This window comes from Microcoleus sp. MOSTC5 (assembly GCF_036701825.1).
GTDB lineage: Bacteria > Cyanobacteriota > Cyanobacteriia > Cyanobacteriales > Microcoleaceae > Microcoleus > Microcoleus asticus.
In genome coordinates this window covers 33,592-57,286 of record NZ_JAUBRK010000053.1, presented here as the reverse complement: position 1 = coordinate 57,286, position 23,695 = coordinate 33,592, and the positions used below count along the sequence as shown (strand labels likewise).

19 protein-coding genes are annotated in these 23,695 nt (G+C 44.4%); 11 read left to right on the top strand and 8 right to left on the bottom strand.

All coding sequences use genetic code 11. The features are described 5' to 3' along the window. Positions 1–68 precede the first annotated feature (68 nt). Positions 69–1,937 (bottom strand): NACHT domain-containing NTPase, encoded by a 1,869-nt coding sequence (locus QUA54_RS25135; RefSeq protein WP_333416771.1) that lies wholly within the window; start codon positions 1,935–1,937, stop codon positions 69–71. Between the two features lie 205 nt (positions 1,938–2,142). On the opposite strand from QUA54_RS25135, the gene QUA54_RS25130 reads away from it, so the two are divergent. From QUA54_RS25130 to QUA54_RS25105, 6 genes are all read left to right on the top strand, one after another. Next, on the top strand, positions 2,143–2,898 hold the full coding sequence (locus QUA54_RS25130; RefSeq protein WP_333416770.1) for an ISAzo13-like element transposase-related protein: 756 nt from the start codon (positions 2,143–2,145) through the stop codon (positions 2,896–2,898). After that, positions 2,816–3,466 carry an ISAzo13 family transposase gene (locus QUA54_RS25125; RefSeq protein ID WP_333416769.1) on the top strand — a complete coding sequence of 217 codons (651 nt, stop codon included), beginning with the start codon at positions 2,816–2,818 and terminating at the stop codon, positions 3,464–3,466. The genes QUA54_RS25130 and QUA54_RS25125 overlap by 83 nt, the downstream gene beginning before the upstream one ends. A gap of 116 nt (positions 3,467–3,582) precedes the next feature. Beyond that, a complete protein-coding gene (locus tag QUA54_RS25120; protein ID WP_333416768.1) occupies positions 3,583–4,236 on the top strand; it encodes a hypothetical protein in 654 nt (217 codons plus the stop codon). A 243-nt stretch (positions 4,237–4,479) separates the two neighbouring features. Further along, the gene (locus tag QUA54_RS25115) at positions 4,480–6,138 is read left to right on the top strand and encodes an ABC transporter substrate-binding protein (protein WP_333416767.1); all 1,659 of its coding nucleotides are present in this window, start codon (positions 4,480–4,482) and stop codon (positions 6,136–6,138) included. 65 nt (positions 6,139–6,203) lie between these two features. Further along, entirely contained in the window at positions 6,204–6,755 is a 552-nt protein-coding gene (locus tag QUA54_RS25110; RefSeq protein ID WP_333204096.1) for an AAA family ATPase, read from the top strand. 9 nt (positions 6,756–6,764) lie between these two features. Beyond that, positions 6,765–7,775 (top strand): ABC transporter permease, encoded by a 1,011-nt coding sequence (locus QUA54_RS25105; protein WP_333193258.1) that lies wholly within the window; start codon positions 6,765–6,767, stop codon positions 7,773–7,775. A gap of 11 nt (positions 7,776–7,786) precedes the next feature. On the opposite strand, the gene QUA54_RS25100 is transcribed toward QUA54_RS25105, so the two are convergent. Continuing rightward, entirely contained in the window at positions 7,787–8,197 is a 411-nt protein-coding gene (locus tag QUA54_RS25100) for a hypothetical protein (protein ID WP_172191115.1), read from the bottom strand. A gap of 570 nt (positions 8,198–8,767) precedes the next feature. On the opposite strand from QUA54_RS25100, the gene QUA54_RS25095 reads away from it, so the two are divergent. From QUA54_RS25095 to QUA54_RS25080, 4 genes are all read left to right on the top strand, one after another. After that, on the top strand, positions 8,768–10,636 hold the full coding sequence (locus QUA54_RS25095) for an efflux RND transporter periplasmic adaptor subunit (protein ID WP_333416766.1): 1,869 nt from the start codon (positions 8,768–8,770) through the stop codon (positions 10,634–10,636). A 251-nt stretch (positions 10,637–10,887) separates the two neighbouring features. Then, positions 10,888–12,105, top strand: a complete 1,218-nt coding sequence (locus tag QUA54_RS25090) for an ABC transporter permease (protein WP_333416765.1) — start codon at positions 10,888–10,890, stop codon at positions 12,103–12,105. Between the two features lie 152 nt (positions 12,106–12,257). Then, positions 12,258–13,478, top strand: a complete 1,221-nt coding sequence (locus QUA54_RS25085) for an ABC transporter permease (protein WP_172191107.1) — start codon at positions 12,258–12,260, stop codon at positions 13,476–13,478. A 320-nt stretch (positions 13,479–13,798) separates the two neighbouring features. Then, the gene (locus QUA54_RS25080) at positions 13,799–15,526 is read left to right on the top strand and encodes a chemotaxis protein CheB (RefSeq protein ID WP_333416764.1); all 1,728 of its coding nucleotides are present in this window, start codon (positions 13,799–13,801) and stop codon (positions 15,524–15,526) included. Between the two features lie 110 nt (positions 15,527–15,636). On the opposite strand, the gene QUA54_RS25075 is transcribed toward QUA54_RS25080, so the two are convergent. Beyond that, entirely contained in the window at positions 15,637–18,648 is a 3,012-nt protein-coding gene (locus tag QUA54_RS25075; protein WP_333416763.1) for a glycerol-3-phosphate acyltransferase, read from the bottom strand. Between the two features lie 211 nt (positions 18,649–18,859). Between QUA54_RS25075 and psb35 the strand changes: the two genes are divergently transcribed. After that, positions 18,860–19,072, top strand: a complete 213-nt coding sequence (gene psb35 / locus QUA54_RS25070; protein WP_172191125.1) for a photosystem II assembly protein Psb35 — start codon at positions 18,860–18,862, stop codon at positions 19,070–19,072. 444 nt (positions 19,073–19,516) lie between these two features. Here the strand turns inward: psb35 and QUA54_RS25065 are convergent, their stop codons facing one another. The 5 genes from QUA54_RS25065 to QUA54_RS25045 form a co-directional block, all read right to left on the bottom strand. Continuing rightward, positions 19,517–19,732 (bottom strand): hypothetical protein, encoded by a 216-nt coding sequence (locus QUA54_RS25065; protein WP_333416762.1) that lies wholly within the window; start codon positions 19,730–19,732, stop codon positions 19,517–19,519. A 41-nt stretch (positions 19,733–19,773) separates the two neighbouring features. Then, a complete protein-coding gene (locus tag QUA54_RS25060) occupies positions 19,774–20,103 on the bottom strand; it encodes a hypothetical protein (protein WP_333416761.1) in 330 nt (109 codons plus the stop codon). Positions 20,104–20,233: 130 nt separating this feature from the next. Beyond that, positions 20,234–20,536 carry a transposase gene (locus QUA54_RS25055; RefSeq protein ID WP_333416760.1) on the bottom strand — a complete coding sequence of 101 codons (303 nt, stop codon included), beginning with the start codon at positions 20,534–20,536 and terminating at the stop codon, positions 20,234–20,236. A gap of 1,101 nt (positions 20,537–21,637) precedes the next feature. After that, positions 21,638–22,222, bottom strand: coding sequence for a DUF6658 family protein (locus QUA54_RS25050; protein ID WP_333416759.1), 585 nt, complete (start codon positions 22,220–22,222; stop codon positions 21,638–21,640). A 500-nt stretch (positions 22,223–22,722) separates the two neighbouring features. Beyond that, positions 22,723–23,460, bottom strand: a complete 738-nt coding sequence (locus QUA54_RS25045) for a DUF2993 domain-containing protein (protein WP_333416758.1) — start codon at positions 23,458–23,460, stop codon at positions 22,723–22,725. Positions 23,461–23,695: the final 235 nt, after the last annotated feature.

Genomic DNA, 23,695 nt, shown 5'->3' with positions numbered 1-23,695 from the left:
TCTGTTCACAGATAGAAAGTCTATTGGCGGTTTTTTGTCAAGTACAATTTATACCAAATTAGATGAGCTTACCCTGCTATATTATCCATACTAACAATGCTAAATAAGAAGTCTTCCTTGGGATAAGAATTAAGGAACTGACTTGCCAATTCATGAAAATTAAAAATAATATCAAGGTAAAAGCCTCGAATAGTTGCAGATTTGTGACCAAGGTTAATTGAAATAGATTTATGGTAGAGTGAACTTAGGAGTGCTTGGACTTTATTATCTGTAGCTACAAGTTTGTCAATCTTGTGTTTGATTAACAGCATTAGGTCATCAGCAGGGTGCAACAAATTTGCAGCAAGGAAAAATACTTCGCGCCATCGGTACTCAGTAATATGGCTGACCAATTTTTGCCAATCTGCACGCTTAACAAACTTTTTCGCTGTGAAATACTCTTGAAATGTCAAATGAGAAAAAGAGTAGATTTTCTGCGCCCGTTCCACCAATAATCCATGTTGCGCCTCAATGGACTTCAAAACCGTCTCACTATCCAGTTGCAACGCCTCCGGGTCGTTTTGAGCATCGGGCCGATTGCGGATGTAATCAGAAATGTACTGTTCTAGCTGTTTCTGTTTAAAGAAATAGTCTCCCCGCTCAAAGGTAGTTAGGGCAATTTGACTGAGTAAATCTTTCTTGTGCTGCAATGATAAATTTTTATAAATCTGGTCTCGCTCTATGTTTCGCGTTTCATCCCATCGTTTCAGCAGGATATCTACTCCTTCTTCATAAAGTTCTGAACGTAAGCCGGGAAATTTGGCTGATTCTTCAAACACCAAACATAACAGCGTTAGCAGTAACGGATTTGTTGCCAGTTCTCGAATCCGGTTGTTTTTCCTAAGCTGTTGAATAAATTCCTCTGCTTTCGCTGATTCCTTAGCTTGAAACCATTTTCGGGCAAAGGTATCAATCTGCTCGTCATCAAAATCTGCGACTTCAACCTCTGTAAACTTCTCAAAAGTATAATCTTTTGCTGCAAGCCGGCAAGTTATTACTAACCGATTGGTGCGAAACTTGTCAGAAAAATCGCGAACTTGCTTGATGACACGGTTGTTATATTCATCTTTTACTTCATCCAAACCATCCAGTAAAACCATTGTTTTACCGTGCTTCAATAGAAGAACAGCTATTTGTTCATCCGAGACATCACAATCAGAAAGTATCTGGGTGATGTATTCCAGTAAGCTAGGTTTTCCTTCTGTTTCTGCAAACTGCTTGAGCGTGATAAAAATAGGAAGGCGATCAGATTGAAATTTACCTCGATCGCACTGGATTGCTAAATGCTTCACAAATGTGGTTTTTCCTGATCCTGGCTTACCCAGCACCATCAATTTTGAGTATTTCTCAACCGCTTCTAGTCCTGGTATTGTCTCAGTTACTTGGCCAAGTCCAAAGCGATCGAAGTTTTTCGGGTCAAAGTCTTGTCGAAGTTCATCAATTTCGCGCCGCCGATGACTGGTAATTTTTTCCAGAATATTGACGTTGGTGTAGAGGTCACTTACGTCAATGGGTTGCGACATGGTGAGCGATCGCATTGTACCGCACTGGTCATGAATCATCTCGCGACAATTCTGGCGCACCTCTTGCACCAAGTCATTTAACTCATCCTCTGACAGGTTAGAAGTTGGAGAGTCCGAAGCCTTGCATTTACGATATTCAGCAGTCAGAAAATTGAGCAAGCGACCATATTTACCTGAGCCTTTACCGTTGATACTGAACTTTTTGTAAACGTGGCTCATGCGATTGGTAAACGCACTGTTGCTGATATGGAGTTCAGTTGCTATATCTAACTCTGTCTTGTTACTGCTAAACCAGATTACAAAAGCATCCTTTTGCTCTGGCGAAAGCGCATACTTACGAGCCATCTCAATTAAAAAGTCACGCGGCATTGACATTGACTAACCTCTCTATTACCTGACCACGAACTCAGTATCTTCTATCTAGCCTTCAATCACAGTTAGGGCTGCTCTTATATTACTTATTGTGGAGCAAAAATGCTATTCAATAGCAGGCTGAAACTGAAGATTGTATATATGTCAGCCTAAGGAATGAAAATTTAATAACACAAGCAAGGTAGAATAAACAAATGAGTGAATATCAATGTACTTGACATTTCATTTTTATGGTCAAAAGTTCTACTTAGTCGATGTTCACCTTGTTTCTTTTGCTAATAATTGGTGGGTTGGTCTCAGTCATTTTCTTGTTGGTAAATTTATGTATTACTCCTCTGAAATTACTGCTCAGATGCGGAAACTTTATCAATCTTTGTCCGAAAAAGATCGACGAAGATATGCAGCAATAGAAGCCCTAAAAATTGGGGATGGTGGAATTAGTTACATATCCCGAATTTTGGCAGCAGACAGAAATACAATAGCCAAAGGCATTAAAGAATTAAAAAGTGAATCAGACACTACTTTTAATCAACACAGAATTCGTCGAAAAGGAGGAGGAAGAAAAACTAGCGAGTCTCTCATACCTGGTTTGAATGAAACTTTTTTAGAAGTCTTAAAAATGTATACAGCAGGCAGCCCAATGGATGAGAAAATTAAATGGACTAATCTCACTCAACAAGAAATAGTTGAAGGTCTGAAAGTTCATGGCATAACAGTCAGCGTAACGGTTGTTCAAAAATTATTAAAAAAGCACGGATATGTAAAACGTCAAGCTCAAAAAAAACAAACAACAGGAATAACAAAGAATCGTAACGAACAATTTAAAAATCTTGCCAAAATTACTGAAGAGTATGAATTACAGGGAAATCCTATCCGACCGTATGGATACCAAAAAAAAGGAATTTATTGGAAATTTATATCGCTCAGGAACTTTGTATACTACCGAAACCGTTACCACACTTGACCATGACTTTTTCAGTTTGGCTGATGGCAAAATAGTGCCTCATGGAATTTATGATGTGCAAAATAACCGAGGGTATCTAACCCTAGGTATTAGTAAAGATACGAGTGAATTTGCTTGTGAAGCAATTAAATCATGGTGGATAAATTACGGAATCTTTCTCTACCCTCAAGCCCATTCAATTTTGATTAAATGTGATGGAGGTGGTAGTAATAATTCCAATCATTATATCTTTAAATCGGACTTACAAAAATTAGTTAATGAGCTAAATATAGAAATTAGAATAGCACATTACCCTCCCTATACATCCAAGTACAATCCAATTGAGCATCGCTTATTTCCTCATGTAACGAGAGCTTGTCAAGGAGTGATTTTTACCAGCATTGAGTTGGTCAAAGAACTTCTGGAAAAAACCCACACAAAAACTGGACTTTCTGTGGTAGTAAATGTACTCGATAAAGTTTATAAAACTGGTCGAAAAGTAGCTGAGGGATTTAAGGAGACCATGAAAATTATTTTTGATGAATATTTGCCAAAATGGAATTACCGTGCTGTTCCGACAATTGAGTAGATAGTGAAGTTATTAAATTTTCATTCCTAAGTCAGTCTAAGTCAGCCTCAACGTGAGAGATATCTCCAAAGCTAAATTGCGAAATTGAATTTAGCAATTTTTGGGATATTCTGATCGTGAAAAGAACCAGGGCTAATGGACGGTTTGACTACCAAGATGAAAATGGAATTTTGCTACCAGCAGTTACCACGATACTTAAGGCTACACAGCCGCTTGAGTCTGTAGCTGCTCTTTCTAATTGGCGCAAGAAAGTAGGGAACACAGAAGCAAATCGCATTGCTGTAACCAGCCGTCGCCGGGGAGAACTATTGCATCAGTGGGTTAAGGATTATTTGCAAGGCTTATCTCCCACTGCTTCCAGCCTAATTCAGCCCTATTGTTATAGCGTTCAGCCTGTACTGGAGAAACTTAGCGATATCCAGTTGGTCGAGATAGTTGTGCCAAATTATGTGGAAGGATACGCCGGAAAAGTTGATTTAGTTGCCCGTTATCAAGGTGTTCCATGCACTATTGAGTGGACGACTGCTGAAGAACCTAAACTGCGAGTAGAAAAACTCTACGACAAGCCTTTACAGTTAGTTGCTTATGGTGGGGCAATTAATCGATGCTATGGTGAGACTCTGTTTGGTAATAAAATTGTTAATGCTTTGATTGTTGTGGCTCTTCCCAATGAAGATGCGGAAATATTTGTGTTGGAACGCGAACAATTGCTGGAATACTGGCAGAAGTGGTTGAAACGGCTAAAGTTTTTTGGAGAAAAAGCTACTTGATAGGTTCTGAAATAGTTAAGATAGAACTGGAGTTGGCCTGTTCTATTCCTCACTATGTTTAGGGTCTTGTTTTTGGGCGGATGCTGTGACTTAGCCGCTAGTGCTTGTGACAGTTGCGTAAGTCCTGATAGAATTTATTAAATTAACCGCAGAGAGCGCAGAGTTCGCAGAGGGAAGAGCCGGGGAGAATTACCATTTTATTATTACATGAGTACAATTTAGTATTAAACAGGAGCTATTGAGATGAGATTGTTAAAATCCTGGCGTTTAGTTTTATTAGGTTTAGTTTTTGGGATGGCTGTAATTCTCTCAAATTGCAGCACTACCTCAAACACCGTTAGCAATAATTCTCCAACTCCGACAACTCCTGCCGCAGTACCACCGGGAGCTTTAGTCTACGGTGCGGGTGGGCAGCCGGTCAATCTGGAACCGGGAAATATTACGGATGGCAATTCGGTGATTGTTATTGACCAAATTTACAATCGCTTGACTGATTTCAAACCGGGAACTGTGGAACTTGAGCCGAGTCTCGCTACTGAATGGTCAAGTTCTACAGATAGCAAAACTTGGACTTTTAAATTGCGCTCCGGGGTAAAGTTTCACGACGGCACAAAATTTGATGCGGAAGCTGTTAAGTTTAATGTGGATCGCTGGTGGGATGCGAAAAATCCTAACGGTTATCGAGAATCGGGCAAGACTTATCAAATTTGGAAAGATTTTTTTGGTGGCTTTAAGGGAGATAAAACTTCCCTGGTAAAAGATGTGGCAGTTGTTGATAAGTCTACAATTAAGTTTGTTTTAAATCAACCTTTTGCTGCTTTTCCCTCGGCGATTGGGTCTGGTTATTTCGGGATGGCGAGTCCGGCGGCGGTGAAAAAAGCGGGTGCTAAATACGGCACTCCGGGGTCGTTGGCGGTGGGTACGGGGCCTTTTGTGTTTAAGGAATGGCGATCGGGCGAGCGCATTGTTTTGGATAAAAATCCTAATTATTGGAAAAATGGCACGCCAAAAGCCAATCAATTGGTAATTCGTTTTGTTGACGATCCGGCGGCGAGATTGGCTCAATTGAGAGCGGGTCAACTTGATTTTACTGTGGATTTAACCCCGGATCAATTGAAAGAGGTTCAAGCAGATACTAATTTAGAAACAGTTGTACGACCTTCTTTTAATGTCGGTTATTTAGCCTTAAATCCCAGTTACGAACCTTTATCAAAACCGGAAGTGAGGCGGGCGATCGCCCAAACAATTAACAAGCCAGCAATAGTCCAAGCTTTCTGGGGAGAACTCGGAAAACACGACTCGGAATTTATCCCGCCTGCGCTGAATTGGGCAGAGTCCGATCGAGTTAAAGATTATGAATTTAACCCGCAGCAAGCTAAAGCAATGCTCGCCAAAGCCGGTTATCCGAACGGTTTTGATTTGGATTTGTGGTATATGCCCGTCAGCCGTCCCTATTTTCCCACGCCGAAGCCGATTGCTGAGGCTTTTGCGGCGGATTTGAGCGCGATCGGGATTCGGGTCAAATTGCTGACAAAGGATTGGTCTGCTTATTTAGCCGATCGGCTAAAACCTCCGGGCTTTCAAGCTTTTATGATGGGTTGGATTGGAGATTACGGCGATCCAGACAATTTTTATTATCCTCACTTCGGGCCTGGTTCCACGGGCGATTTGGGAAATTGGAAAAATCCGAAAGTTCTGGAACTTTTGGATCGGGGGAGGGCGAGTGGGGATAAAGCAACTAGGGCGAAAATTTATGCGGAAGTTAGCGAGATTTTGCATGGGGAAGCTGTGCGTTTGCCGATCGTACATTCGCAGCCGCTTTTAGGGAAACGCAAGAATATTCAAGGTTGGATTCCGAGTCCTTTGGGGTCGGAGTCTTTTGAGGAAATAAGCAAAAATTGAGAGTTTAGATCGAGACACCTCTCCGGGGTTATCATACTTTACATGAATTTAACTTAACAAACAGTATGGAGAGCAATCAGCAACCTGCAAATCATCAGCCACAAATTATTTTGATTACTGGGAACATGGCTGCCGGAAAATCAAGTGTCGCCCAATCACTTGCCGAACGGTTGCCCAAAAGTGTCCACCTTCGCGGCGATATCTTTCGTCGCATGATTGTGAACGGACAGGCGGAAATGGCGTTAAATTTGTCAGCAGAGGCATATCAGCAGCTTCAACTGCGGTATCACCTGGCAGCAATGGCAGCGCGACACTATCTCCAGGCTGGTTTTACGGTCGTTTATCAAGACATCATCATTGGTTCGGCACTGGCTGAGGTACTTGCCACTTTCCACGATGTGCCGTTGTCCGCGATCGTTCTGTGTCCCAAGGCAGAAGTTGTAGCGGCACGGGATGCAGCAAGAACGAAAACCGGATATGCCAACGAAACAATGGTTTATGCCTTCGATCGCATTCTCCGTACCGAAACTCCTCGCCTTGGCTACTGGCTGGATTCAACCAATCTAACGGTAGAAGAAACGGTCGATCGAATTTTGGCAAATTTGCAAGGTGAATGAGATCAACTGATGTTTCAATATATTGTTAAACGTTTGCTGGGACTCTTGCCAGTCCTTTTCGGAATCACTCTGCTCGTATTTATATTTTTGCATTTGATACCGGGAGATCCAGCTACAGTGCTTTTGGGAGAACGGGGAACTCCCGAACAGGTGGAAATATTGAGAGCGAGATTAGGTTTGAATCAGCCTTTACCTTTGCAATATTTGGCTTTTTTATGGAGTTTGCTCCGCTTTGATTTGGGAAATAGCATTATTAGCGGTATCCCGATAATTGATGAAATTAGAAGTCGCTGGCCTGCTACTTTTGAATTGTCTGTGGTGGCGATGTTGGTGGCACTTATTATCGGAATTCCGGCGGGGATTTTGGCTGCTGTTCGGAAAAATAGCTGGCTGGACAATTTTGCGATGAGTGGTTCGTTAATTGGCGTATCTTTGCCGGTGTATTGGTTGGGATTGATGTTGATTTATTTGTTTGCTGTTTATCTGAAATGGCTGCCTCCAAGCGGGCGGATTAGTGTAGATTTGGGATTCGGTTTTAAGTCGATTACGGGTGTTTATGTTTTGGATTCTTTGCTGAGGTGGGATTTTGTTGCTTTACGGGATGCGATCGCCCATTTAATCCTTCCAGCTTTGACTTTAGGAACTATTCCTCTGGCTATTATCGCTCGCATCACTCGTTCTGCGATGCTGGAAGTGCTTTCTCAAGATTACATCCGCACTGCGAGGGCGAAAGGATTGCCGGAATATTGGGTGATTTTGAAACACGCTTTGAAAAATGCGTTTTTGCCGATCGTTACAACTATCGGTTTGCAGTTCGGCACTCTTTTAGGTGGCGCTATTCTGACTGAAACGATTTTCTCGTGGCCGGGAATTGGTTCTTGGATTTACACTGGTATTCTGACGCGGGATTACCCAATTGTCCAAGGAGGAGTAATTTTTGTGGCTGTAACTTTTGTACTGATTAATCTGGCGGTTGATATTTCCTATGCTTTTTTCGATCCGAGAATTCAGTACCGTTAATGAAAAGGAAATCAGACACGAAATGCTTGTTTAACATCCGGCCGCAATAGGTAGTAAATGCTAGCCGCTGCAAAACCCAAAGTTAAAAAATTGACTGCTGTACCGCCGCTACCCAACATTTTGACAATTTGCGCGATGGTGGCGATGATGTGGACAATTAAGGTTCCTGTCCAAGCCCATTTTTTGAGTTGAAACAAACCCCAAGCTAAGAGTAAGGAGAGGAGGCCTAAAATAAAACTGAGCGCCGCAAAAATTGCAATGAAGCTGCCGATTACAGTGCCAACTTTCGCCCCGCCGACTGCCGCACCGAGACCGCCAAAAAGGCCGGCAAAAAGTAAGATGAACAAGCCGTCAAGGAGGCTGAATACGCCGCTAATTAGCTGCAAAATTGCCAAAACTGTAACGCTTTGAGGACGATTCATTGTTTTGATTTTCCATTTTTAACGGATTTGAAAAATATTTTAACCTGTTGTGGTCACAGGGCGGATATGGATTCAGGATTTACGCACCGCTACCTGGGAAACCGGGTTTCTGCGCGGATTCTTAGCGGGCAAACCTGTTATTTTTCGCAGAAGCCGGGTTTATGAGAGTAAGCGTCTTAATATTGTGCCATTATGAGCTTAGCACTGGCAGAGTCCGCTGCGATCGCTAACGCGAGTTCGCAATGACCTAATGACGGTCGATCGCCCGCTGTCCGATCCGCCTTTGTCGCTGGTGAGGAGCGCGCTTCTAGATCCCAAAAATGATATTATTTACTAAAATATATTTTTATTTGCCAGCAGCCAGGAGTGATTCTGTTTAGACCCACCTCTTTTAGCTGAAAAAACTTAACATTATTTAACAAGTTGCAAAGATTAGCTATAATTGTTTACAGGTGCTGGTTGGGGAACTTTTTTAAGTTCACCCGATCGGATGAGTCTGAAAGACGATGCCAAGCATCAGCAAAAATTTTACCTTTAAGGTAATCCTGAGATTAAATTAGGTGAGTCGGTATGATCGTTAGCCCTAAAAAGGAAACTGCTCAGGTCAAGGTGGAAGATACTCAGACTGTAGACACCAAGGCCGCAGAGACCAAAATTGCAGATAAAAAAACCGCCCAAAAGCAGTCTCCAAAGAAACCCGCGCGCAAACCGCAGCGGTGGGCGATTGGGTTGGTTGCAGCCGGGTTGCTAGCTGTACCGACCACTATATATGTAGCAAAAAGTCGATCGCAGCCCAAAGTAGATGCGATCGCCACTATGACAGTGCCGGTGGAAGCGCAAAACCTCACGGTGCGGATCACGTCCAGCGGGACGGTGCAGCCGGTACAGCGCGTGAATCTCAGCCCCAAAGGCTCGGGGCGCATAGCAGAATTGTTTGTAGAACAGGGCGATAAAGTCGAAGCAGGACAAATCGTTGCCCGCATGGAAAGCCGCGATGTAGAAGCTCAACTAGCTCAAGCTAAAGCCCGCGAAGCCAGCGCGCGAGCCAAACTCGCCCAAATCGAAGCCGGGAATCGATCGGAAGACATCGCCAGCGCCCGAGCGCGCTTAGATCAAGCCGAGGCCAGTCTCGCGCAACTCCAAGCCGGCAGCCGCGTTGAAGAAGTTGCAGGAGCCAGAGCTCGCTTGCAGCAAACTCAAGCAGGCTTGCAGCGACTGCGAGCCGGCAGCCGCGTGGAAGAAGTCAGCCAAGCGCGAGCTCGTTTAGCCCAAGCTCAAGCTCGTTTAGCAGATGCTCAAACCGGCAGTGTCAAACAAGAAATAGCCCAAGCACAAACGCAAATTGACTCGAGTAAAGCCCAAGCCGAACTAACCGCTCAACGGGTGGAACGCAATCGCCCGCTAGTGGAAGAAGGTGCTCTGGCTAAAGATAAACTCGATGAACTTATCAAAGAAAATCGCACTGCCCAAGCTAAATTAATAGAATCCCAAAGACGCCTGCAACAACTGCAAGAAAATCGGCTGTCGCAAATTCAGCAACTGCAAGCTGCTGTGCAAGTCGAGCAGCAAGCATTGAACCAATTGCAAAACGGCACGCGATCGGAAGAAATTGCCAAAGCCGAAGCAGAAGTTGCCGAAGCTAAAAGCAAATTAGCGCAAGTAGAAAACGGCAACCGTCCAGAAGAAATCGCCAAAGCCGAAGCAGCAGTTGCTGAAGCTAGAAGCCAATTGACCGCACAAGAAAACGGTTCTCGCCCGGAAGAAATAGCTCAAGCTCAAGCTGAATTAGCCGAAGCTCAAGCTCAAGTCCGCTTTCAAGAAGTGCAGTTAGAAGATACGAAAGTTCGCGCTCCTTTTGCTGGAATTATTACCCAAAGATACGCCATCCAAGGAGCTTTTGTAACTCCCGCAACTTCGGCATCGGAAGCTACTTCGGCAACTTCGACATCGATTGTCGCTTTAGCTAGAGATGTGGAAGTTTTGGCGAAAGTCCCGGAGGCTGATATCAGTCAAATTAAACCGGGTCAAGAAGTTGAAATAGTCGCCGATGCTTATCCAGATAAAGTGTTTAAAGGCCGCGTTAAGTTAATTGCGCCGGAAGCTGTTAAGGAACGGGATGTGACGCTATTTCAAGTGCGAGTTGCCATTGATACGGGCAAAGAGTCGCTGCAATCGGGGATGAATGTAGATTTGAGATTTGTCGGTCAAAAGCTGAGCAATGCTTTAGTTGTCCCTACGGTGGCAATTGTCACTAATAAAGGTCAAACGGGTGTGCTAGTTCCTGATGAGAAACAACAGCCGAAGTTTAAGCCTGTTACGGTTGGATCGACTATTGGCAACAAGATTCAGATTTTAGAGGGTGCAAAAGCGGGCGATCGCGTTTTTACCGAACTTCCTCAAGGTAAAAAGCTGGAGGATATTATCAAGAATCAGAAATAGGGCATAGGGCATAGGGCATGGGGCATTATTGATGTCGATCGCTCTAGGGTGTTTTCAAAGCCGGAGATCCCCCCTAACCCCCCTTAATAAGGGGGGGACAAGAGTATTCAAAGTCCCCCTTATTAAGGGGGATTTAGGGGGATCGAGACTTGACTACAAGCGAGATTTATTATGGGTTTAAATATTAAGTTGAGACCAATAATCCCAATTCCCTAATCTAAAATCTAAAATCTAAAATCTAAAATCGAATTATGGATATTGTTGAAAGCGTCAAAATGGCTGTCACAACTTTGATGGCCAACAAGCTTCGCAGCACCTTGACGATGTTAGGAATTATCATCGGCAATGCTTCGGTCATTTCGATGATCGGTATCGGGGAAGGAGCTCAAACATTTATCGAGGGACAAGTTAACTCTCTGGGTTCAAACTTGCTATTTATTATTCCCGGAAGTCCTGAAGCGCAAAGCCGCCCGGTGATTCCGCCCCAAACTTTAGTAGTGGAAGATGCAGAGGCGATCGCATCTCAAGTTCCTTCTGTCCAAGAAGTCGCACCAACTCTCAATGACAGTCAACTCGTTACCTACCGCAACAAAAATGTCTCATCTTCGATTGTGGGAACTACCCCAGAATTTCTGACAGTCAGAAGCTTTGATGTTGGTCAAGGTCGTTTTTTAAGCAAATTAGATTTAGAAAGAGAAGAAAATGTAGTAGCTTTAGGTTCAGAAGCAGCAGAACAATTATTTGGCAATACACAGGCAGTTGGTCAATACATTCGCATCAAAAACTCGACTTTTCAAGTGATTGGGGTCATGCAGGCAAAAGGTTCTAGTTTTGGCGACAATCAAGATATGAACGTTTATTTACCGCTGACAACAATGGCAAATCGCATCGTAGGCAGATCGTCTCCCTACGGTACAAAAGTAACATTTATTTCGGTTGCCATCAAGGATGAAACTATGATGCAAGCTGCGCAATTTCAAATAGAAAATTTGCTCAGATTGCGTCATAAAATTACTAAAGAGGATGATTTTACTGTTCGCAATCAGAAAGATTTAATGAATACTTTGGGCAGTATTACTGGTGCTTTGACGTTGATGTTGGCTTTCGTGGCGGCAATTTCGCTGTTTGTTGGCGGCATCGGGATTATGAATATCATGCTGGTTTCTGTTACCGAACGTACCAAAGAAATTGGATTGAGAAAGGCGATCGGAGCTTCTCAGCAAGATATCCTGATTCAGTTTATGATCGAGTCTGTGATTTTGTCAGCAGCAGGTGGGGCGATCGGTACTGGATTCGGTATCGGCGGCGTGCTTTTAGTCGCTGCTTTTACTCCTCTGCAAGCTAGTGTTTCCCTAGTGGCGATCGCACTTGCCGTCGGTGTTTCCGGCAGTATCGGCTTATTTTTCGGCATAGTACCTGCAAAACAAGCTGCTAAATTAGACCCGATTGTGGCATTGAGAAGTGCTTAATTAGTTTGTTGACGGTTGACTGTTGACGGTTGACTGTTGACGGTTGACTGTTGACGGTTGACTGTTGACTGTTGACTGTTGATTGTTGACTGTTGACTGTTGACTGTTGACTGTTATAAAAATAACTCATAACTAATAACTCATAACAAAGTATGAATTTTATTGAAAGCGTCAAAATGGCCGGCCAAACCCTGCTAGCAAACAAAATTCGCAGCAGTTTAACAATGATCGGGATGATTGTCGGCAACGCCTCAGTAATTGCAATGATTGGCATTGGAGAAGGAGCTCAAAAATTTGTAGCAGGACAAGTTCAATCCCTCGGTACAAACGTATTAATCGTGAGGCCGGGAGTACCGAACGCTAGGCGAAGTACGATCTCAAGTGCGCCTCAAACTCTCGTACTGCCTGACGCTAAAGCGATCGCAACTCAAGTCCCCTCCGTTCAAGGCGTGTCAGCAGAACTTAACAGTTCCGAAATAGTTCGCTACAGCAACAAAAATGTTTCGGCTCTAATTTTTGGCACGATTCCAGAATTTCTAGAAGTCAGAAGCTTTGAAATGGCAAAAGGGCAGTTTTTGACAGAACTAGATGTTAAGCAAAGTAACCAAGTTGTGGTTCTCGGTTCAGAATTAGCGGAGAAACTTTTTGGCAATACAAATCCCTTGGGCGAACAGGTGCGTATCCAAAATGTCAGCCTCAAAGTAATTGGAGTATTGGCACCCAAAGGGACATCTTTTGGTACGAATTACGATAACTCGGCCGCAGTGCCGATCGCCACAATGGCAAACCGCATTGTCGGGCGGAAATCTCCCTACGGTTTAGCTGTTACCTCGATGTATATTTCTATTAAAGATGAGTTGCAAATGGACGCGGCTCAATTTCAGGTAGAAAACTTGCTGAGACTGCGGCACAAAGTTACCACCGAAGATGACTTTACAGTGAGAAATCAAAAAGATTTAATGGCAACAATGGGTGCGATTTCTGGGGCTCTGACACTGATGTTAACTGCTGTTGCCAGCATTTCCCTATTAGTAGGCGGCATTGGGATTATGAACATTATGCTGGTGTCTGTCAGCGAACGCACTCAGGAAATCGGGCTTAGAAAGGCGATCGGCGCATCCCAACAAGATATCTTATTTCAATTTATTGTCGAAGCTGTAATTTTATCCGCCGCCGGAGGGATAGTCGGTACTTGCGTAGGTATCGGCGGTATCTTGCTTGTAGGTAATTTCACGCCCTTGCAAGCTGGTATTTCGCCTGTGGCGATCGCCCTTGCTGTCAGTGTATCCGGTGCAGTCGGCCTCTTTTTCGGCGTTGTCCCCGCCCGCCAAGCCTCCAAACTCGACCCGATCGCAGCTTTGAGAAGTGCTTAATCAATATATACTTACTCAGTTACACAATCTGCGCCTTTTATGCTGGTAAAAATTATCTTGCTTTAAATATAAAAAAAACAGTTTTTTTATAAAAAATCACCAACGTTGCAGTATCTAATGCAGTTTTAATGTCTGTATTATTACGCACATTCAAAGCGCAAAACTTCATAAAAAGCCCGTTAAATATGAAATAAAGCTTGGTTGTGGCGTTTACTTATCAACCAGAAAGTTTAATACTATTAAATCAGGGGTAAACACACCTAAGCATCTACAGACGTTACGAATCTTTGTGCTTTAATCAAAATATCCAATAAAGAAACATGGCATCCCTCACCCCTAGTCCTAAATTTGACTATCTTGAAGGAACCACCCAACCAGACAGATTTAACGGATTGGATGGCAACGACATAATTTATGCCAACAGCGGAGACGACTATATCGAAGGCGATGTAGGCAAAGACAAAATCTGCGGCGATCGAGGCAACGATACTATCACCGGCGGTGCAGACGACGACATCCTCTGGGGAGGCAAAGGCAGCGACCTAATTAATGGCGATTCCGGCAACGATATCATCTACGCGGGCGCAGGTAGCGATACCGTGAGCGGCGGCACAGGCGATGATATATTTGCCATTGCTAAAGGCAGCGGCGGTCAAACTATAGCTGTCGCCGACTACATCGCCGACTTCGGCAACGGCAATGACAAAATTCGATTGCTAGACGGCCTGAGCTTTGAAGATTTAAACATCCAGCAAGGCATCGGCGCTAACAGCAACAGCACCTTAATTCAAGACAAACTCACGGGCGAATATTTAGCAGTATTGACCGGAGTCAACAGCAACGCGATCGACCGCAACAACTTCACAAATCAGCTATCGGGAAACCCTGTCATTGAGTGGAACGGAGTCATGCTGAATGCAGTGCGGACAGGCAACACCGCGCCTCCCCTCGCCTCCCGCAACATGGCAATGGTTCACGCAGCCATTTACGATGCTGTTAACTCCATCAGCAAAAAATACAGCCCTTACCGGGTCAACATAGATGCACCAGCAGGCACATCAGCAGAAGCTGCCACCGCCGCAGCCGCCCACCGCGTCTTAGTCAGCGTCTACCCAGCGCAAACAGCCACATTCGACGAAGCATACGCATCGTCTTTAGCTAAAATTACCGACGGCAAAGCCAAACAAGACGGGATTGCCCTCGGACAGCAAGTTGCCGACCAAATTATCAGTTCGCGGAGTACAGATGGCATCGCGAAAGTAGTGCAGTACACCCCCAAAACCGACCCAGGTAGTTGGGTGCCGACTCCCCCTGCCCTTGCCGCCGCGCTGGCGCCACAGTGGGCAGAAGTTACTCCCTTTGCCATGACTAGCGGTTCTCAGTTCCGCCCGCCCAGCCCGCCCGCGCTTGACAGCGCCAACTACGCAGAGGAAGTTAACTATGTCAAAGAAATCGGCAAAAGTGACAGCCTCACCCGGACTCCCGACCAAACAGCCATCGCCAAATTCTGGGCCAACGGCGCAGGTACGTTTACCCCTCCGGGTCACTGGAACCAAATCGCCCAAGATGCCTCGGCCCTGGCAGGTAACTCCCTGGAAGATAACGCCCGCTTGTTTGCCCTGCTGAATATTGCCGAAGCCGATGCAGCTATTAGTTGCTGGGATGCCAAGTATCAGTACAACTTTTGGCGGCCGGTTACAGCTATTCGCCAAGCTGACACGGACAACAACCCGAACACGACGGCCGACCCCCTGTGGACTCCGCTGATAACTACTCCGCCGTTCCCTGAGTACACGTCTGGCCACAGTACCTTTAGCGGTGCGGCAGATGCAGTGATGAGTTCTGTGTTTGGTTCGGATTTTGGCTTTGCAGATAGAGGAGACAGGACAGTCAACAGTTTGCGAACCTACGAGAACTTCAGCGAAGCGGCCGACGAATCTGGCATTAGTCGCCTTTACGGAGGCATTCATTTCATGAGTGCTAACGTTAATGGTTTGAGTGTGGGTAGAAATGTCGGGAACTATGTTGTTCAGAATTTCTTAGTCTAAGAAAGTAGGACTCGGAGATACAGCAGATTCCACGTTTATGAAGCTAGCGGTAGGGACACGGCACTGCCGTGTCCCTACCTACAAACAAGTTTTTACATTTTTCTTTCCGTTTATTCCAGCAGTTCTACGGTGCCGAGATACCCGTCTACTCGGACTTTTTGACCGTCTCGCAAGCGAGTTGTAGCTTCAGAAATATTCATAACTGCGGGAATTTTGTACTCGCGAGCGATAATTGCTCCGTGAGACAATTGGCCGCCAACTTCGGCGATAATTGCTGTTGCTCCTAATAGCAGCGGTGCCCAACCTGCATCGGTGTAAGGAACTACTGCGATCGCATTTTCTCCTAAATCTGTACTCGCGGTGCGGCAAATCTTGACAAAGCCTTCGACACGGCCAATACTTGCGGGAATTCCCTGGATGATATTAGTTGCGGATGTTGCAGGTTCGATCGACCTTTTTTGAGAATTTGGCAGCAAATTGCCGTAGACTACAGGGGGAATCGGACGATCGCGATCGGCTAACAGGCGATCGCGCCTTTGGCTAATTGTCTCCTGAAAAGAAACACTCGCGCCGCTGCGAATCCACTGCTGAATTTCCCCAAATTCCAGATAAAAAATATCCCCGCTTGCCTGAAACACCTGCATTGCCAATCCGCAAGCTTCTATCTCTAAAAAAGTCCAGCGCAGGTGAGCCAACAACCGTGCGTAAATTTCGCTAATTTCGTTTTTGACGAGCGCTCTTTCCTGACATTTATCTAGCCGCCACTTTTGCCCAAAAGTCAAGTCTAATTTACGCTTTTCGACTAAATTAATTTCGGCTTTTTGAGCCATAGTTATTAGCAGTTTTTGGTAAATTTCCGGCTGTTCTCGCCAAGTGGGAACAGCGATATCCGTTCCTACTTCGCTCAAATATCCGTAAATATCAAGCCACTTTTCAAAATCTGCTTGTAAAGCCGGAGTTTCCGCAAATGTCTGTGCTAAATTTGCGATTGAAACTGTTCCTTCAGACTGCGAAAAAGCAGCTTGCCACAATTTATAAGCCAACTGCTGCAAAGCTCGTACAGAAGCAATTTCAGGAGCGCTGTCATTGTTGAGCCACTCATCGGAAACGCGAAAAATTGCCTTGCGAATAGCCAGCCCGATCGGCCCTAATATATTGTAGTAAGTAATCGGTTTCAGCCACTCCTGAATTTGCTCCGCTCTCTCCAACAATTCCGTTAAATCCGTTGCCGAACATCTCACTTCTTTCTCCAGACTTTGCAATGCCGGGAGGAAAATAGAAGTACGATCGACCTCAAAATCTGCATTGAGCGCCCTCTCCCGCTGCACCAGACGCCACAAACCAGGCAAATTTGGCAAAATCTTCCCCAAAGGCGGCTTGCCCATCTTTTGCCCTCTCAGCAAAAATTCCAAACCCTGTTCCGGCAATCCCATCATCCGAAAAATTTCGCCCAACAAAGTCGCATTAAAATAGGCGTGAGAACCCAGCAAAGTTGCTGTTTCATTAAAGTTTAAGCCGATCGCGCGATCGCCCAAAACCACCTGAAAAATCTCTCCCCACACCCCGCAAGTCAGCGGCCGGTTAATCGACCAAGTTAGGGGGCGGATTGCACCGGGAATCACTTCGGCTGCAATAGTTCGCGTCCAAAACGGCTGTAAATTTGTAATCGGGCGGCTTTGCACAATCCAAACTTCTTTCCCGTCCCAACTCCACTCAATATCCTGCGGGATTCCGTGAAAAAAAGCTTCGATTGCTTGCGCTTGTTTCACCAATTCTGCTAAAAGGGATTGAGCAATAATTGAATTACTTTTAAGTTCTGTTAATTTTTTTTCTAATGATTCAGATTTACTAAAATCAATTTCTAAATGAACCGGAGTACATTGGCCGCCGACCACAGATTCTGCTCCTCCCGGTAAAGCTTCTATAATTACCTGGGAACCACCATCTAAAGGATTGCGACTGAACATGACTCCCGCAAACTGGCTGTCAATATAAGGCTGAATTAATACAGCCATTTGCGTGTCTGGCAAGTGTCGCTGTCGGCGGTAAGCCACAGCTTCGGAAGTCCAATAAGACTGGCGACAGCGATTAATTGCATCAAGCAATTCTGCTTGAGTTGAAACAGGCCCAATGGTTTGATATTGTCCAGCCGCTGAACTAAGATCCCCGTCTTCTCCTGCAGCAGAAGAGCGAACAATTATGCGATCGGGGATTTGTGCTTTGATGTTTTGGATTAAAGCATCAGGAATTGATAAATGCTCGGTATTTATCTTTTCCCCTCTTCCTTCTTCCTTCTTTCTTCTTCCTTCTTCCTTCTTCCTTCTTCCTTCTTCCTTCTTCCTTCTTCCTTCTTCCTTCTTGGTTCCATCCGTTACATCCGTTACATAATCCGTTGCCGAACTTCCTTCTTCCTTGGATGACAATATAAAACCAGCAGGTACGTTAAAACCGGCGCGTTTCAGTTGAGACAATTTAGCAGCTTTATCGCCGCAGATTGCAGCATCTAACGAGTCATCAAGAGAAAACAATTGATCGGATTTAGATAAAGCCATATCATCACCCTGACTGAAATTAATTGCTGCTAACAAAACAGCTAATCCTGCTGCTGCTAAAAATTCGGACACTGATTGTCGCCACACCCAAACCCAGATTGGGGTACACAGACACCCGCAACGGGAAGCAAACAGTCTCGCCCGATCGCCCTCACCCCACCACCGCTGTGCCAAACCCCACACCAGCAGCCCCCAAATGCCCGATGAAACAGCCACCGGCGGCGAAAATACCAAAAGACCCCAAACAGCGTTGGTCACGCCTCCACCTCGGGCGATCGCATATCTGCCCGCAACTAGCGGAATTAACAGGGCGATCGCGATCGCAGGTGCATCTGGAAACCAAAATCGCCCCGCCAACACTGGCACAATACCCCTGGCAATTTCCGCCAACACCGCAGCAATTCCCGCTAATTTCCCCCCGTGAATGAAAGCTGCCGACACGCCCACATTCCCCGTGCCCAGCCCCCTCAAATCTCGGCGGCTAAACACTCGCACCGCCCATCCCGTTAGCGGTAAAGCACCCAGGCTGAAACTAGCAGCCAACAGCAATGCTATTGTCCCCAACGGCATAAAATCAGCTCTCCTATTTTCAACCTCTAACCATTATGGCGGCAATTCTGTCACTTTTTCTGTCTTCAGATATATCAACAAAACGGCATTAGCACTTAAGATAATGTAAAGGTAGAGTAGATAAGGATTTAGCCTAATGATAGATATCAGCTTGACCACTCCCATGGCAGTTCTTGTTGCACCCATCAAGCGAGTAATGATCGATCTGCTGATGCAGCAGCCAGTGCCGGAATCAAGTGTCAGCTTGACCGCTCCAATAGCAGTTCTTGGTGTTGGCTTTGTTGCCGCAGTTACGATCGGCTCCATCGCCTGGTACAACTCCAAGCGACCCCCCGGTTGGGAAGCCAAAGAACGCCCTGATTTTGTACCGAAAGTTGATAAAGACGATTTGATTGCCGATGTTTCTGAGTCAAAGAAAAAATAGAACCAAGCTGTTTTAGAGCGAAAAAAGCTTTAAGAGGAATAGGAATTACCCTTGCATATCTATGCCGTAGGGTGCGCCTCGGCGCGCCTTACCCTATGTATAAAGGCTTTGACTGAGTAGTTTTAATTGACCAGAAAGCACTAATATCAAGAAAGGGAGCGATCGCTGGGGGGATGAGCGATCTATCCCTTTCTTGACATTGATGCAAGATATCATTTCCCACAAAGTGCAAGCTGTTAGCCCGGGATTTAAATTCGGCAGGCACTGACTTCTAAGTGAAAAGCCTAAAAATACCGATGTTTTATTAAAAATAGAAAAATTTTGGTAAATCTCATAATTTAGAATAAATTGGACATCCTAATTTTAGCTGTTCTTGAAAAGCAAGCGATTGATTTAATCATAGGAATTTAGACCTTGACTACAGCTTTGGAGTTATCTTGAGATTCAGCGTCTGATGAGCGAGTTAGGAGAATTCGTTTCTTTGAATTGGATGAAGTAGTGCGATCGCCTCCACCGATAAAATCTCCGCTTGTGTTTTGACGATTCCAAAACGATGACTTCCAGCCCTATCAGATTTATGAGATCCTGATATTCTTGCTTGACTGTCTCAATGTCATCCTGACTTAATCTACCATTCTCAGCAAATTGCAACATTACCACCCAGGCTTCCCGTGTTTCTTTAATTTCTTCTAGCTTCAGATTTACTTCATTTTCTGCCAGTATCCGCCCCGCCCATTCTCTTTTTTGGCATGAAAGTTATTTTCATCGTCTTCCCATTTGAAATATCGTTCCAGGCACTTCAGTTTGGTATCAATATTGCCGAATGTATCGGGATTGGCACGGATAATTTTTTCCATCGTTCGCTTGGCGGCTTCCGAATTGCAGTTTGACAAGAACAGGAGGGGGATTGAGAAATAGACTGGTGGAATGAAACGGCTCAGGTTCCGAATGTTCTGCTCTTGCAACTTGCTGTTGGGAATACAGCGGTTCCTGCTGTTATGAAGTACAGTAGCAACAATTAGCTTTCCCAATTTCTTAAATGTTGAGGATTCATTAAGTTCAGGGCAACTGCAATTATTTGATCGATCATGATGGACGTGGTAGTTGGAGCGAACATACGCAAAAAAGATTTTAGTTGCGACAACCTTGCGTTCTATTGGGTTAAAATAGGCGAGAGTATGGGGATAAACAAATAATACTGGCTCCTACAGATTCAATCATTGGCTTGATTGATGCTAATTTATGGGCGGGTAAATTATCCATCACTACTACCGCTCCTTTCCATAATTGAGGACATAAAAAATGCTGAATAAATATAGCAAATGCCTGTCCATCCATTGCATCATTCATTGTCATCAACGCCAACACTTTATTCATACTAATTGCGCCAATAGCTGTGAATGAGAGCACCCCGATAAAATGCTTTTTTTTGGTATGCTCTTGTCCCGCGCTGTGAACGGACATGAGTTCTGCTCAGTCGAGCGTAGAATACCAGTTTCATCCAAAAATACGCTCATTTTTCGGATCGATATCTTTGATCTTTTCCCAATACTCGACTCTTAATTTTTGGACTCTTTCAGTCCCGGCTTGGCTACGGCGCCATGTTTTTTTTTACGATTGAGTCCTAATTTCTCTTTGGCGACACATTGCCGTCCGACTCACCCAATTTCCCGTCTTAATAGCAAATAATTCACATAGCTCTACCAAAGTAGCATCTTGATGCTCAGGCACCAGTATTCTGATGATTGCTTCAGCATTTGTTAGGTGACTGAATCGTGGTTTCCCCCTCTGTTTAGGTTGTAAATCTCCCTCGGTTTGTTGTTGTTTTACCAGTTTTTGAACGAGACTTTTGCTGACACCAAACGTGAGGGCTACTTTCCTCGCTTGACACCTTTTGGGCAAAATGTGCTATAACTATTTTTTTTCTAGAGCGAGGGAATATGTTTTCATTAGTTTTGAATACAAGATGATATTTTGTTATTATTTATTGTACCATTCTACAGTGGGAAGCGCTGTATTTCGCTCTTGTAATAAAAACTCGGTTATTTTATAAAAAGCTCTCCAATTATGTAGGAGCTATCTGGTATTTGATCCATCTTTACAACACTCCTTTACGCCTAAAAGTGTTTAGCCTTTTTCCTGCCTATGCAGAAAAACCCAAAAATTTAAATTTGGTAACGGAACTTTCCTTGGCATCTTCAGCTAATTTACTCTTAACAAATGTCGAGGTTAGCACAGTTGCTAGCAGAAGCCGCTCACGAAAGCAACAACCCCGTCAGTTTTATGTATGGTAAAATAGTTAAGTTTAATCAATATGTTTTAGATTTATGTTTTAGATTTATTCAACCCGCTCGAAATTTACCAGAAATACTCTTCCGAATTCGCAACCTAAATTTTATAAAATGTAAAAGATCTTGAGCTAGATTTTATGAAAAAAACATAAATGTCCTAAATCTTGTTGAGCAGATAGGAAGTCTAAAAGCGTTTATCTAGTTTCAATAAGTAATATTATTTACGTAGGGGCTAATTTCAGATAGCCCCTACATCATCTTTAGTCCCAGCGACTTATTTTTGCAGCGGATTGAGTTTCGTAACTGAGCTTTCCTTGGCATCTTCAGCGCTATCTTTGAGGAAACCAGAAGCATCCTTAAAGGCGGCGCCTACTCTCTCTAAAATATTGGCATCGGGATCGCTGCGGTCGAATACAGGTTGAGCCTTAACTGGCTGTCCGTCTGGCGCTTCTAAGAGAGCTTTATCTCCGCCGAGTTCGGAGTCGAACTTGTCAGTTTCCATCGGTGCAGAGCCCGGATAAAGCAGCTTTGAGGAATTAGATTCAGCGGTAGTCGAGGCCAGGAGCCGATCGCCCATAATCGACAAATCAGCCCGATTCTTTTCTGCTTGAGCAGGCGACTGATTTACTTTAGGATCGGTGGATGTTTTATAATTCGTGTATCCATCACCGCCAGCCTTGTGAGGGTTATTCATTCCTCCAGCTTGAACGGGAGGATTCTCAGGCCGGGCACCTCGAACATCGCCGGCATTGCAAGCGGTGCTGGTAAACAGCAGCAAACCTGCCATAAATACAGTCAAAAATTGAGTCAAAAATTGACCGATACCCAGTCTTTTAAAAAAAGCAGTTACAGTGTTCACAAAATTTTTCCAATTTTTTACTACTACTTATTAAGAGTAAAAATAAACTGCCCATACCTGCCTCTAACGGCGGTGATATTTTGCTGCGGATTGCTATCGTTTTTTTTATAACTTTAGAGGGATTTAAAAAGTGCGATCGCCTTCGAGAGATTATTTTTGGTTGGACTTACGCGCGGGTATCTAGAAACCCGGCTTTTTTACCGGGTTTCTAGAGTAATTTTGGTTGAGAAACTCGCGTACCAGACGGACAAGAAAAGGGCGGAGGTAGTTTCAAAGCATAGTTTTCGGGTGCGTGCGTTCCAATAATTGCTAGATGTCACAAGCTTTTCGGTTTTTGACCCCGCCCACAAACGCATACTTGCAAACGACTCAGGTCGTGAAAATCTAACAATTTTAGACTCTTGTTCAAGAGACCAGATTCATCTGTGGAGTAAATCTAACCTCTAAAATCTCCTATCCACTGACGCGCCCTACCAGCGACTAACCTCAGAACGCTACTGCTATTCAGGGAATTTTTCGACTTTCGCTTCAGCTTGCAAAGTCAGCAAACCAGCTTCCACATTTAGTTGCTGAATTCGCAGGGACATTCCCTCAAGTTCAAAATTTCGCAAGTTTAAAACTTCACCAGCTTTGTCCGCCAAAGCTTCAGTTAACTCCGGCGAAAATTCCTTGTTTTCGGGATACTCGACATCCTGGAGAGAAATTGCCCAACCGCCCGCTGCGATCTCAGGTTTTGCTGTGAAATAAATCTTTTCCGTGGAGGCCGTTTCCCGCACCGATACCTCAGCATTTAAAGCGATTTTTCCGGTTAGCAATTGGCACTCAATAGTTTTAACGTCTATTGTCCGCAGTTGTCCGTCAACAGTAACTTTTAAGTTTTTCAGTTTCCTGCTGATGTATTCGGAATTAAAAGCGCGGTTGATATCGCTTTCTGTTAAAACGGCGCGCGCCCCACCGAATGCAGGCCCGTTCAGTTCAATTTTGCCAAACATAGCTGTGAGGGGATTGACAGCAATATCCTTGACGTGAATTTGCAATTCTTCCACGCGCAAATCTTGTTGCATTACCAATCCTTTGCCCTCAACGGCAACGGCCTCTACTTCTCCCTGGGCTAGCTGACCCGCATCGGTGTTGACTGTGACAGACAAAGTTTCCGATTCGTCTAATTTGCTAGCAATAGCAATCTCGGCCACTTTGTCGATCGCCTGTTCCCCTAAACTCCTATTTTCTTGAAGCACGCTCAGAATTCCTAATAATATTGTTTAAAAATAGTAGTTAATACTTAATTGAGTTAGCGTCTTCCTCTCGGCAGGTTTCCGGTCTTAAAAAAACTCAGCCAAAGACAGAGGGTTTCTACAAAATTGCTAAAATTAGTAAAGTGCGCATTGCGCACTCTACATTGACTCGGTTGCTAAGCGGTGAAAAATCAAAAAGTCGGATTTTTGCCAAAAGTTTTTTCCATAAGTTCGATCG

Bases quoted from the DNA above. Each gene is read 5' to 3' on its own strand.
- QUA54_RS25135 (WP_333416771.1), bottom strand. From the start codon at position 1,937: ATGTCAATGCCGCGTGACTTTTTAATTGAGATGGCTCGTAAGTATGCG.
- QUA54_RS25130 (WP_333416770.1), top strand. From the start codon at position 2,143: ATGTACTTGACATTTCATTTTTATGGTCAAAAGTTCTACTTAGTCGAT.
- QUA54_RS25125 (WP_333416769.1), top strand. From the start codon at position 2,816: ATGGATACCAAAAAAAAGGAATTTATTGGAAATTTATATCGCTCAGGA.
- QUA54_RS25115 (WP_333416767.1), top strand. From the start codon at position 4,480: ATGAGATTGTTAAAATCCTGGCGTTTAGTTTTATTAGGTTTAGTTTTT.
- QUA54_RS25110 (WP_333204096.1), top strand. From the start codon at position 6,204: ATGGAGAGCAATCAGCAACCTGCAAATCATCAGCCACAAATTATTTTG.
- QUA54_RS25105 (WP_333193258.1), top strand. From the start codon at position 6,765: ATGTTTCAATATATTGTTAAACGTTTGCTGGGACTCTTGCCAGTCCTT.
- QUA54_RS25100 (WP_172191115.1), bottom strand. From the start codon at position 8,197: ATGAATCGTCCTCAAAGCGTTACAGTTTTGGCAATTTTGCAGCTAATT.
- QUA54_RS25095 (WP_333416766.1), top strand. From the start codon at position 8,768: ATGATCGTTAGCCCTAAAAAGGAAACTGCTCAGGTCAAGGTGGAAGAT.
- QUA54_RS25090 (WP_333416765.1), top strand. From the start codon at position 10,888: ATGGATATTGTTGAAAGCGTCAAAATGGCTGTCACAACTTTGATGGCC.
- QUA54_RS25085 (WP_172191107.1), top strand. From the start codon at position 12,258: ATGAATTTTATTGAAAGCGTCAAAATGGCCGGCCAAACCCTGCTAGCA.
- QUA54_RS25080 (WP_333416764.1), top strand. From the start codon at position 13,799: ATGGCATCCCTCACCCCTAGTCCTAAATTTGACTATCTTGAAGGAACC.
- QUA54_RS25075 (WP_333416763.1), bottom strand. From the start codon at position 18,648: ATGCCGTTGGGGACAATAGCATTGCTGTTGGCTGCTAGTTTCAGCCTG.
- psb35 (WP_172191125.1), top strand. From the start codon at position 18,860: ATGCAGCAGCCAGTGCCGGAATCAAGTGTCAGCTTGACCGCTCCAATA.
- QUA54_RS25055 (WP_333416760.1), bottom strand. From the start codon at position 20,536: ATGTCCGTTCACAGCGCGGGACAAGAGCATACCAAAAAAAAGCATTTT.